9 protein-coding genes are annotated in these 11,260 nt (G+C 65.3%); 6 read left to right on the forward strand and 3 right to left on the reverse strand.

The genetic code is table 11. The features are described from left to right. Window positions 1-5: 5 nt before the first annotated feature. Window positions 6-1,916 carry a cation:proton antiporter gene (locus ACG2LG_RS00560; RefSeq protein ID WP_396255399.1) on the reverse strand — a complete coding sequence of 637 codons (1,911 nt, stop codon included), beginning with the start codon at window positions 1,914-1,916 and terminating at the stop codon, window positions 6-8. A gap of 223 nt (window positions 1,917-2,139) precedes the next feature. Here ACG2LG_RS00560 and ACG2LG_RS00565 point away from each other — a divergent pair, with 223 nt between their 5' ends. Beyond that, window positions 2,140-2,925, forward strand: a complete 786-nt coding sequence (locus tag ACG2LG_RS00565; RefSeq protein ID WP_396255401.1) for a hypothetical protein — start codon at window positions 2,140-2,142, stop codon at window positions 2,923-2,925. A 58-nt stretch (window positions 2,926-2,983) separates the two neighbouring features. Further along, window positions 2,984-4,273: a dGTP triphosphohydrolase gene (gene dgt, locus ACG2LG_RS00570; RefSeq protein ID WP_396255403.1), complete on the forward strand. Its 1,290-nt coding sequence runs from the start codon at window positions 2,984-2,986 to the stop codon at window positions 4,271-4,273. Here the strand turns inward: dgt and ACG2LG_RS00575 are convergent, their stop codons facing one another. Continuing rightward, window positions 4,274-4,843, reverse strand: coding sequence for a Uma2 family endonuclease (locus ACG2LG_RS00575; RefSeq protein WP_396255405.1), 570 nt, complete (start codon window positions 4,841-4,843; stop codon window positions 4,274-4,276). Between the two features lie 158 nt (window positions 4,844-5,001). On the opposite strand from ACG2LG_RS00575, the gene ACG2LG_RS00580 reads away from it, so the two are divergent. The 4 genes from ACG2LG_RS00580 to ACG2LG_RS00595 all read left to right on the forward strand — a co-directional run bounded on the left by ACG2LG_RS00580 (window position 5,002) and on the right by ACG2LG_RS00595 (window position 10,590). Beyond that, complete coding sequence (locus ACG2LG_RS00580; protein WP_396255407.1) at window positions 5,002-7,119, forward strand: RecQ family ATP-dependent DNA helicase; 2,118 nt, start codon at window positions 5,002-5,004, stop codon at window positions 7,117-7,119. A 164-nt stretch (window positions 7,120-7,283) separates the two neighbouring features. Next, window positions 7,284-7,787: a low molecular weight protein arginine phosphatase gene (locus tag ACG2LG_RS00585; protein ID WP_396255409.1), complete on the forward strand. Its 504-nt coding sequence runs from the start codon at window positions 7,284-7,286 to the stop codon at window positions 7,785-7,787. Window positions 7,788-7,852: 65 nt separating this feature from the next. Continuing rightward, window positions 7,853-9,526, forward strand: a complete 1,674-nt coding sequence (gene rpiB, locus ACG2LG_RS00590; RefSeq protein ID WP_396255411.1) for a ribose 5-phosphate isomerase B — start codon at window positions 7,853-7,855, stop codon at window positions 9,524-9,526. A 440-nt stretch (window positions 9,527-9,966) separates the two neighbouring features. Next, a complete protein-coding gene (locus ACG2LG_RS00595; RefSeq protein ID WP_396255413.1) occupies window positions 9,967-10,590 on the forward strand; it encodes a hypothetical protein in 624 nt (207 codons plus the stop codon). Window positions 10,591-10,594: 4 nt separating this feature from the next. Here the strand turns inward: ACG2LG_RS00595 and ACG2LG_RS00600 are convergent, their stop codons facing one another. After that, on the reverse strand, window positions 10,595-11,260 hold the full coding sequence (locus ACG2LG_RS00600) for a hypothetical protein (protein WP_396255415.1): 666 nt from the start codon (window positions 11,258-11,260) through the stop codon (window positions 10,595-10,597).

The following is an 11,260-nucleotide window of genomic DNA, read 5'->3' on the forward strand; positions in this document are numbered from 1 at the left end:
AGCACTTACTGGCCCTCCGAAGTCGGTTTATCACCGGGTGTCTCCTGTTTTGGCAGCAGCACGTAAAGCGTCGTCCCGCGGGAGACTCGTTCAAGTTCGACCGGGGCCGGCCGAAGTCCCTTGGATTCGTCCGAAAGGAACAGGATGTGGTAGGGCTGCCCCTCGTAGGTGAGGGCGAAATCCTCGAAGGTGAAGATGTCCGTGATCTGCGATTTCTTCACGACTCCGCCCTTGTCGACGAATTCCTGAAGGTCGGCATGTTCGGGGGCGCGGGTGAAGCAGACCTGCGAGCGGACGTCCGAGGCGGCGGAGGTGCGATTGCGGGTCTCGTGGTCGTGCGGCGCGATCTGCCAGACGCCGGCACGGCCGAATTGGTGGATGAACCTCTGGGTGGCCATCGAGTTGACCTCGTCGTTCGGCGTTCCGGCGATCAGCGAGCCGAGACCGTTGAAGTCGAGTTCCTCCTCGGCGAACTCGGAGAGGATGTTGGCGCGGTGGGCCTCCAAGCCGAGCATCCTGGCGGCGGACACGTTGCTGAAGTTGGTGTCGAGCAGCATCACCTGGTGGCCGTCGTCGGCCAGGGCCTTTGCGGCCACCCGCGCCCACTCGTCGGCACCGGCGAAGAGAATGCCGGTCGGATTCCTGGAAGACAGGCCGAGCATCCGTGCCAGCGGGGAGGCCCCCAGGCCGTAGACGGCGACGGTGCCGATGATGATGAGGAAGATCAGGGCTGAGATTTCGGCGGACTGGGTGGCGATGAGGGAGGCCCGGTCGTCGAACATCCCGTTGTTTGCCGCGATCTCGAACTCGAGCGCGAAGATCGAGGCAACGGCGGCGGCGACGATCCCGCGCGGCGCGAGGAAGGCGAGGAAGATCCGCTCGTTGCGGGTGGTCTTGGGAGATCCCATCAGGGACCCGAAGACCGAGAGAGGGCGTCCGATCAGGATGAGGAAGAGAAGCAGCGCCACGCCCTTCCACAAGGTCCCCGTGAGGTCGTCGACGGCGATCCGGCCCGACAGCACGATGAAGAGCGACGAGATGATCAGCGTGCGGAGGTTCTCCTTGAACTCGAGGATGTGCTTCACCGAGACGGACCGCTGGTTGGCCAGCACGATGCCGAGCACAGTGACGGTCAGGAGTCCGGCCTCCTTCTCGAACTGGTTGGAAGCCGTGAAGGCCACCGCGACCACCGCCAGCAGGAAGACCGGTTGGAGATAGTCGGGAATGAGGTGCTTGCGCAGCAGGACCTCGACGAGCTTGCCGAGGGCGTAGCCGCCGATGACGCCGATGCCGAGCAGCTTGCCCATCGAAACCAATACCGCCAGCCATGCGGAATCCGCATCCGAGGCCAGGGCCGCCTTGAACACGAGGACCGCGAGGATGGCGCCGATCGGATCGACCACGATGCCTTCCCACTTGAAGATCGAGCCCATCTTGCGCGTCGGATTCACGTGGCGCAGCAGCGGGGCGATCACGGTGGGGCCGGTCACCGTGAGGATGGCACCGGTCAGCAGTGCCAGCCACAGGTCGTAGCCGAGACCCTGCCACATGAAGAGGGCGGTCGCCGCCATCGAGATCACCACGGCGATGGTGCACAGCCGCAGCACGGGCAATCCGGACTCGCGCAGTTCGCTGAATTTCAGCGTCAGCCCTCCCTCGAAGAGGATGATCGCCACAAACAGCCCAACGGCTGATAGCAGCGGGTTGAACTGGGCGTCGGCCGTCGCCAGGTAGTCGTCGATCTTGACCCCGGTCCATTGCCCGAGCGCGAAGCCGAAGGCCAGGAGCAGCAGGATCGAGGGCAGCTTGAAACGCCACGCCAGCCACTGCGCGAGCACGCCGATCGCCAGAACCAACGTCAGGTAAACGAGAGGAGACATGCCGTCTCCGGAAGCGAGCGCAAGTAGGCCGGGCATCTGCGGTTGATGTCAGCGGATTGCGGACCAAACGACGAATGAAAAAGCGGCAGGGCTCGGTCGGAATGCAAGACCGGCACGGCTCCGGGGCAGCCGATGGAGCGAGAGCAAAGCGTCGAATTTCAAGCAGGATCCCATGGGCGCGGGACAAGTTCTCCGCATTTTATGCGCTTACGCGATTACGGAGTTCAGAATCCCACATATTCAGGATACCTAAAACGTCATGCCTTCCCAACAACCATTCCTGACCCAGTCGGATCGCATCAAAGCACTGTGCGATGAAGCCATCAAGAAGCCGGACATCACGGCGACCGAGAAGACCTTGGAGACGACCTCCAGGCGTCCTGCCAGCGAGACCTCCCGCTTGAAGGTCTCGGCCATGCAGGCCGCCGTCGAAGCCGCCGAGCAGGCGGTGGATGCCCCGTCCGGGCAAGCAGCTGCTGCTGAACAGCCGAAACCCGTCGGGGCGGCACCCAAGGAGGAAGCCAGGGTCGAGCAGCACCACACCGAGCAGGATCAGGAACTCGCGGCGATGCTCGAGGAGCGCGACGCGCGCCTGACGAAGAAGAAGGGACGCGTGAAGTTGATCGCGAACGTGGCGCTGCTGGCGCTTTTCGTGACTCCCGTGACCGCGGTCGCCGTCAACCCGAACCTGCGTGCCAAGTTCGAAAAGACGATCCATCACCTGGGTGAGGGCGTGAACGACGTGAAGACCATGGCCAATACCAAGGAGAGCTTTGACGAAGCCCTCGGGGAGGTGGCGGTTCGCGGCGATCACATCAATGCCGCGACCGAGATGCTCGGCGTCGATCCCGACAGCGTGTCGGAGGACGATGACCTCAACATGACCGCCGAGCTGCGCCAGATGATGGGCGACGAGGCCGATGGCTTCGCGGTCCGCAAGGGCAAGCTGGCGGCCATGGGTACCGTGGCCAAGGGCCTGAGCGGCATGGAAGAGACCACCCTTCAGGATATCCAGGCTGCCAAGGCCGCGGTGGGACAGCAGTGATTTCCCTCCGGACGGTTTTCCTTTGCCCGCCGGGACGCCGGCGGGCTAAGGACGGCCCATGCGGAATCGATTCTATGGAGCCTTCGATCTCGAGCGGCGCTCGGGGCGCGACGACGGAGGCGACTTTCGAACGGCCTTCCAGATCGATCGCGACCGGGTGCTGCACACGCCGGCCTTCCGGCGCTTGCAGAACAAGACGCAGGTATTCTGGAGCGGCGAGTATGACTTCTACCGCACGCGGCTGACCCACTCCCTGGAGGTGGCGCAGATCGGGCGCTCGATCTGCCACTGGTTGAAATCCCGGGGAGCGCCGCTGGAGGAGGATTTCTTCATCGACCCCGATCTGGTAGAGGCGGCGTGCCTGTCGCACGATCTCGGGCATCCGCCCTTCGGCCACGCGGGTGAGCGGACGCTCAACCACCTGATGGCGGGCTGGGGCGGGTTCGAGGGCAACGCCCAGACGCTGCGGCTTTTGTGCGAGCGGATCTTTTCGGCCAAGCGCACCGGGATGGATCCGAGCCGCGCCTTCGTCGATGCGGTCCTGAAATACAAGTCGCTGTGGAGCGAGCGGAAGTATCTGGAAAAAGAGGTGCCGGAGAACCATTTCCTCTACGATTTCCAGCAAGACGAGGTCGACCGCGTGCTCGGCGGCAATGACTTCCCTGCGGAGCTGCCGCCGGGTGCGGTGCGCGACGGCTTCAAGTCCATCGAGTGCCAGGTCATGGACTGGGCCGACGACACCGCCTACTCGCTGAACGACCTTTCCGACAGCGTCCGCGCGGGCTTTCTCAATCTCGAGCGGATCGAGCGCTGGGCCGAACGGGTGGGCGAGCCCAGAGGGGAAGGGACGCCGCTCGGTGAGCTGATGACCGCGATCCGGCGCGGCCGGGTGGATCCCTTCGTCGGCAAGCGGATCGGCCGCTACATCCGGGCGACCTCGCTGGAAGAGGATGTCAATTTCATGAGCGGCACGACCAACCGCTACCGCTTCCGCCTGGTGATCGACCCCGGCGTGAAGGCGGAATCGGAGGTCTTCAAGAAGCTCGCCTTCGAGGTGGTGTTCCTTTCCCCACAGCTCAAGCAACTCGAGCACAAGGGCAGCCACATGCTGCGCCAGTTGTGGGAGTTGCTCGAGACGCGCTACGTGAAGGACCAGCCGATCGACGGCCAGAAGTTCCAGCTTCTGCCGGAGGACGCCGCCGGGGAGATCGCCGCCGCCGGCAGCGAGTGGGAACGGGCGCGGCTGGTGTGCGACTTCCTGGCAGGGATGACCGATGGCTACGCCGCGCGGATGTACCAGCGGCTGTTCACCCCGGACTTCGGCTCGATCGGGGATCTGGTGGGGTGATCAGTCGCCGATCTGGTCGTAAAGCTCGGCCAACGGGAGTTCGGCCTCGATTTCCGGCAGCGGGACGACGGCGTCGAGGCCGGAGTGGACCTCCGAACCGAAACCTCCCTCCGCCCGGCGGCGATGGATGACCACGCGGGGCGAGTCGGGCTCGACGAAGATCAGCGCCTTGAGCGAGGGCATCGTCAGGTAGGCCTCGCGCTTTTCCTCCAGATCGGTGCGGCGCGTCGAGTCGCTGAGGACCTCGACGACGACCACCGGACTTTCCTGGAAATGGTCGCCCGCGGGATTCGAGCGGCAGACAACCATCGCGTCCGGATAGTAGAAGCGGGTGTGATCGGGAAAATCGATGCGCACCTTGGTGTCGCTGTTGAACGGCCGGCAGGACTTGCCGCGAAGCTGCGCCCCGAGCGAGACCATCGCATTGACGGCGATCGCGTTGTGGCGGTTGGTCGCGCCCGCCATGGCGTGGACAGAGCCGCCGACGTACTCGTGCTTCACCTCGGCGAGTTCCTCGCCGGCGAGGTATTCGGCGATCGAGATGGCTTCCGGCTTTTCCAAGGCGGTCATGGGAGAGACTTAGCAGAAGTTTCCGGGGCTGGCAACGTGGAGGGAATTGTTGGAAGGCGGTGCAAAATGGGAAGGATTCGGAATGGCCATTGATCCCGGATCGGGCAATGTCGGGTTGACCGCACGGCGGTGAAAGTATTCACTTGAACAGCTTTCGAATGTCCGGGATTTCCCAGAAAACACTGATCCAGCAACCACTTGAGGCGCTCAAGCGGCACTTCGGGCATGAGGGGTTTCTGGATGGCCAGGACCGCGTGATTTCCGAGATCGTGGCGGGCAAGGATGGGCTGGTGGTGATGCCAACCGGGGGCGGCAAGTCGCTCTGCTACCAGCTTCCGGCGCTGTGTTTCGAGGGCGTGACGCTGGTGGTGTCGCCGCTGATCGCGCTGATGAAGGATCAGGTGGACGCGCTGGTGGCCAAGGGCATCCCCGCGACCCTGATCAATTCGACCGTGCCGTGGGACGAGCAGCGGCGGCGGCTCGACGGGATGCGCACGGGCGGGTTCAAGCTCGTCTATGTGGCTCCCGAACGCTTCCGCGCCGAGTCCTTCGTGCGGGCGCTCGACGGGGTGGAGGTCTCGCTTTTCGCCGTCGACGAGGCGCACTGCCTGAGCCAGTGGGGGCACGATTTCCGCCCCGACTACATGAAGCTCGGCCGGGCGCTGAAAAGGATCGGCCAGCCGCAGTGCGTGGCGCTCACCGCGACGGCGACGCCGATGGTGCGCGAGGACATCCTGAAGGTGCTCGGGCTGCGCGAGCCCTTCGAGGTGGTCAGCGGCTTCTCGCGGCCGAACCTTTCACTGGGCATCACCGCGGTGGACAAGAAGGCCCAGAAGCTCGCGCGGCTGCGCGAGGTGGTGACGGCGAACAAGACCGGCATCGTCTACTGCGCGACGCGGAAAAAGGTCGATGAGGTGAGTGAGACCCTGGCCTCATGGGGGATGAAGGTCATCGCCTACCATGGCGGGATGAACGACAAGGAGCGCGAGCAGGCGCAGGAGGTGTTTCTGAAGCGGCAGGCCGACGTGGCGGTGGCGACCAACGCCTTCGGGATGGGCATCGACCGGGCCGACGTGCGCTTCGTGATCCACTACGAGGTGCCGGGCAGCATCGAGGCCTACTACCAGGAGGCGGGCCGGGCGGGTCGTGATGGCGAGGCGGCGGTGTGCGAGCTGCTCTTCAACTACGCCGACACCCGTACCCAGGAATTCTTCATCGAGGGCGCGAATCCGGGCGCGCAGGCGATCCGCGACATCTACCGCTACCTGCTCGACGCGTCGGACGGCGATCACGAGGTGCATCGGAGCATCGAGGACATCACCGACGGGGCCGGCCTGAAGAACGGGATGGCGGTGAGCAGTGCGCTGGCCGCTTTGGCCCGCGCGGGCTACATCGAGCGCTTCGATATTCCCGGCAAGCGGATGCGGGGGACGAGGCTCAAGCGCCCGGATGTCTTTCCCGAGGCCCTCGAACTCGACGAGCGGGCCCTCGAGGAAAAGGAGCGGCGGGATCGCGACAAGCTCAAGGCGATGGTCGAGATGTGCTACGCCCGGGCCTGCCGCCAGCAGTGGATCCTCGAGTACTTCGGCGAGGAGGATGCGGAGACCTGCGGGACCTGCGACATTTGCCGCGACGACGGCGGGGATGAGCGCGAGCCGACCGATGAGGAGCACGTGATCGTCCGCAAGGCGCTCAGCGGCGTGGCGCGGATGTCGCGCAAGGGGCCGGCGGGCTGGGAGGGGCGCTACGGGCGCGGCAAGATCGTGCTCATGCTCACCGGCAGCCGCTCGCAGGAGGTGGTGGCGGCGGGCCTCGACCGCTTGTCGACCTACGGCATTCTCAAGGAGCAGGGGAGCGGGTATCTGAACGCGCTGTTCCGGGCGATGACGGATGCCGGACTGGTCCGGGTCGAAGCCGGCGAGTATCCGCTGCTGACCTTGAGCGAGCGGGGCGAGCGGGTGATGAAGGGCAGTGGGAATTTCCGCCTGGCGTGGCCACCGCAGGGACGGGGCGGCGAGAGCGCCGTCGAGCTGGAGGACAGGGGCTTTGATCCTGGCCTCTACAGCGCGCTGCGGGACCTGCGGATGAGACTGTCGAAGGCACAGGGTGTGCCGCCTTACGTGATTTTCGGCAATCGCACGCTGGAGGCGCTGGCCCGCTATCAGCCGGGCAATCTGGAAGAAGGGCTGGCGGTGCCGGGGGTCGGCGAGGTGAAGGCCCAGCGCTACCTGCGCGGATTCCTCGACGTGATCCGCGACTGGAAGGCAGTGCGGTAGTGGCGCAAAGCTCCGCTTTGCGAGCGGTCGACGAAGCTCCTGCTTCGGTGTGGTCGGGCACGGTGATCGGTCGGGAACGGCACCGGGCCGCAGGGCGGTACGCCCCACGCCGGAGGCGGTGTGGATCGTCTCGCAAAGCGGGAGCTTCGCGCCACTTGACCGCCATGCCCTCCGTACTCAGGGTGGCCGCCATGGCAGAAAAGAAGTCAGTCCTTTTCGTCTGCACGGGCAACACATGCCGCAGTCCGATGGCGGAGGGATTGTTCCGGGCGGCAGTGGCCGGGCGGGACGATTTCGAGGTGGCCTCCGCCGGGGTCTCGGCGGGTCCCGGCGGGCGGATCAGCCCCGACACCGATGCCATCCTTCGCGCCCGCGGTGCCGGCATCGATGGCTTCGCCAGCCAGGCCGTGAGCGAGGAGCTGATCAAGAAAGCGTCCCACGTCTTCGCCATGACCGGCCAGCACCTCGCGGTGCTCCACCGGATGTTCCCCGAGCACGAGGACAAGTTCTACCTGACCTGCGAGTTCGTCGACCTGCCGGGCCGCGGCGTCGGCTGCGACGTGCCGGACCCGATCGGCAGCGGACCCGCCGCCTACCGGGAGGTCGCCGAGACGCTCGATCAGGCCATCCCGACGCTGATCGCCTTCATCGATCAGACTTCCGGCTGAGTCCGGGGTTGCATTTCGGCAGGCCGCGGGTCATTTCCCTGCGGCGGCCAAGCCCGACCCCATTCATGAGCGAGAAGACCCTGCGAATTGCGATCGGCGCCGATCACGGCGGAGTGGAATTGAAGGATGCCATTGCGGCGCACCTGAAGGCCGCCGGCCATGAGGTGACGGACTTCGGGACCCATGGAACGGAGTCGGTGGACTATTCCGACTATGCGAATCTGGTGGCGATCAACGTCGGCGACAGCACCCACGACTTCGGCATCCTCTGCTGCACCTCGGGCGTGGGGGTGTGCCTCGCGGCGAACCGCCACCGCCACGTGCGGGCGGCGAACATCCGCACGGTGGAAGAGGCGGTGCTCACGCGTGACCACAACGACGCGAACGTCCTTTGCCTCGGAGGCAGGAATGTCGACACCGAGACCGGCCTAGCGATGGTTGATGCCTTCCTTGCGACCGAGTTCCAGGGCGGTCGCCACGAGCGGCGACTGGGCAAGGCCTCGGGTTCGCGCATCCAAGTCACCGACCCCGATGTGTATGCCGCCATCGTCGAGGAAGAGCACCGTCAGCGTTTCAACATCGAGCTGATCGCCTCGGAAAACTTCGCCTCGCCAGCGGTCATGGAGGCCCAGGGCTCGGTGCTGACGAACAAGTACGCGGAAGGCTACCCCGGACGCCGCTGGTATGGCGGCTGTGAGAATGTGGATGTCGTCGAGACGCTGGCGATCGAGCGGGCGAAGGAGCTTTTCGGGGCCGAGCACGCGAACGTCCAGCCCCACTCCGGCTCGCAGGCGAACACGGCGGTGTATTTCTCCGTGCTCAAGCCGGGTGACAAGATCCTGACCATGGACCTCGCCCACGGCGGTCACCTGACGCACGGCCACAAGGCGAATTTCTCCGGCAAGTTCTACGAGGTCACCCACTACGGCGTGAGCGAGGAGGATGAGCGGATCGACTACGATCATCTTGCCGAGCTCGCCCGCGAGACGAAGCCCGCCCTGATCACCTGCGGCGCCAGCGCCTACTCGCGGGTGATCGATTTCGAACGCATGGCCGGGATCGCCCGTGAGGTGGGGGCCTATCTTTTCGTCGACATGGCGCATATCGCCGGCCTCGTCGCCGCCGGGGTTCATCCGAGCCCGGTGCCGCATGCCGACTTCGTGACCTCGACCACCCACAAGTCGCTGCGCGGTCCGCGGGGCGGGATCATCCTGTGCAAGGAGGAGTTCGCGAAGAAGATCGACTCGCAGGTCTTTCCCGGCATCCAGGGGGGACCGCTGATGCACGTGATCGCCGCCAAGGCGATCTGCTTCGGCGAGGCCCTGAAGCCTGATTTCAAGTCCTATCAGGAGCAGGTGGTCCGCAATGCCCAAACCATGGCCTCGCGCCTCACCGGGCACGGCTACCGGGTCGTTTCCGGGGGCACTGACAACCACGTGCTGATGGTCGACCTCCGCGGCAAGAAACTGAACGGAGCCGAGGCGTCCACCGCCCTCGACGAGGCGGCGATCACGGTGAACAAGAACTCGATTCCCTTCGACACCGGCACCCCGATGAAGCCCAGCGGCATCCGCATCGGCACCCCGGCCGTGACGACCCGCGGGATGAAGGAGAAGGACATCGAGCAGGTCGCCGACTTCATCGCCGAAGCCCTGTCGAACATCGGCGACGAGACGGCCCTCCACGCCATCCGCGACCGCGTGCATGAGTTCATGCGGGCGTTCCCGATGCCTTGGTGATTGCGGCTCGCACCGCCCGGGATTGCGGGGGGTACTGAAAGTGGTGGGCAGAGCGGTTGGGGTGACCGCGATGCCGCGGTCCGCGGCCGGACTTTTCAGGCTCGGATGACGAGCCGCCGGGAAATCTAGACTGCGGCGATTCATCGCCGCTTTGATGGAGGCGATTCATCGCCGATGGCCCGGCTCGCATTGCAATGCTTCGCCAAAGCGGCGATGAATCGCCGCAGTCTAGAGGGGGATCCCTGCCTGCCGAAGTCGGCCCGGGAGAAAACCACGCCGTAAGAGCGGATTGACGTCCTCATATGGCTTCGCTGGCGAATCCGATATCCTGGCGCCGGGAAGGGTGTCTGGCCGACAAGTCCCGGCCATGGCCACCACTTTCAGTGACACCCGGATTGGGGATTGTGACGAGGCGTGGACTCTGGCAGGATCCGCGCCCCATGAGATTCATCCGTCCGTTTGCCGTGGTCCTCGGGGCTGCCGGCCTGCTCGCGTCCTGCGGGACGGGGGGCGATGCGGAGGCGGGTGCCGATCCGGCCCCTCAGGAGGGCTTCGAGATGAAGAGCGGCGAGCTTTTCAACGATGACTCGCAGAAGATCATCGACCGCTTCGGGGCGACCAACCCGAACTTCGACAAGTCCGGCCAGCGCAAGGGGGCGGCGGAGAATTCGATGGTGAGCCGGCACTTCGACAAGGGCTACGCCGCCAACGCCTATCAGGGCAATCTCGACCGTTACGAGAAGCGATCCTTCTGGGGGCGCAAGGATTACACCGGCAAGGTTTACGACGGTGCCACCGACGGTGACCGCTTCCTGCAGAGCGCGCGCGAAGGTTCGAAGGGGGCGAGTGAGGGGACCCGGGTGAGTCGCGAGAACTCGAAGGTTCTCAATCCCGGTTCGGTGGATCGATCCGCCGCCCGCGAGAGCGGCCGGGCCTCGCTGGCGAGACCCTCGGATGCGGAGACGGATTTTCGCAGGAGGGTCTATCAGGAACCCGAGGTGAAGGACTGGCGCGCCCAGCGGGCGCTCAATGTCGAGGACACCCGGGCCATGCTCGGCCGCTGAGATTTCAGCGGAGGTCGGCGAGCGAATCGATCACCGCCTTCTTGACCGAGGTCCACGGCAGGGGCTTGCCTTCGAGGAAGCTCGATTGAATCGCGACGAGCTTGAGTGAGAACACTCCGGGGTGGCGTTCGCGGAGCCAAGCGGCCAGGCCCCGGGTCGGCGAGGCGTCGACCCGGATCGAGATTTCGGGAAGCCTCGACTTGAGGGCGGCCTCGACCTTCCGGGCGAAGTCGGCTTCCTCGGAAAGCCGGGGATCGCACTCGATGACGATCGAGGCCCCGCCGAGGTCGCGGCGGGTGTCGAAGGAGACGTGGACCGGTTGGTTCTGCTGGCGGATCGCCCCGGTGATGCGGTTCTCGATCGCGTCGAGGAAGTTCTTCTGGTCGCGTTCGTCGAGCTTGCGGCGCTGATCGTCGGTGAGTGACATCGAGCGGTCGCTCCAGCGTGCGGGATCGTCCGGCGCGCAGGCCAGGTCGATGAGCAGGCGGCTCACCGCATTGTGGATGAGTTGTTCGTGGACCTTGCTGGCGACTCCCTGGGCGAGGTTGAGCGCGCCCGGCGACCAGCCCTCGGCGGAAGTCACGCGGTCCTCGCAGTCCTTGAAGGCGGCGCGATGCCATTCGGGAAGGGTGGAGACGGCGGTTTCACAAGTGGGGATGATGCGGTTCAT

It is taken from the genome of Haloferula sp. A504 (genome assembly GCF_044385805.1).
In the GTDB taxonomy this organism is placed as follows: domain Bacteria; phylum Verrucomicrobiota; class Verrucomicrobiia; order Verrucomicrobiales; family Akkermansiaceae; genus Haloferula.

Excerpts from the sequence above, each read along its gene's own strand:
- ACG2LG_RS00560 (WP_396255399.1), bottom strand. The coding sequence starts at position 1,916 with ATGCCCGGCCTACTTGCGCTCGCTTCCGGAGACGGCATGTCTCCTCTC.
- ACG2LG_RS00565 (WP_396255401.1), top strand. The coding sequence starts at position 2,140 with ATGCCTTCCCAACAACCATTCCTGACCCAGTCGGATCGCATCAAAGCA.
- dgt (WP_396255403.1), top strand. The coding sequence starts at position 2,984 with ATGCGGAATCGATTCTATGGAGCCTTCGATCTCGAGCGGCGCTCGGGG.
- ACG2LG_RS00575 (WP_396255405.1), bottom strand. The coding sequence starts at position 4,843 with ATGACCGCCTTGGAAAAGCCGGAAGCCATCTCGATCGCCGAATACCTC.
- ACG2LG_RS00580 (WP_396255407.1), top strand. The coding sequence starts at position 5,002 with ATGTCCGGGATTTCCCAGAAAACACTGATCCAGCAACCACTTGAGGCG.
- ACG2LG_RS00585 (WP_396255409.1), top strand. The coding sequence starts at position 7,284 with ATGCCCTCCGTACTCAGGGTGGCCGCCATGGCAGAAAAGAAGTCAGTC.
- rpiB (WP_396255411.1), top strand. The coding sequence starts at position 7,853 with ATGAGCGAGAAGACCCTGCGAATTGCGATCGGCGCCGATCACGGCGGA.
- ACG2LG_RS00595 (WP_396255413.1), top strand. The coding sequence starts at position 9,967 with ATGAGATTCATCCGTCCGTTTGCCGTGGTCCTCGGGGCTGCCGGCCTG.
- ACG2LG_RS00600 (WP_396255415.1), bottom strand. The coding sequence starts at position 11,260 with ATGAACCGCATCATCCCCACTTGTGAAACCGCCGTCTCCACCCTTCCC.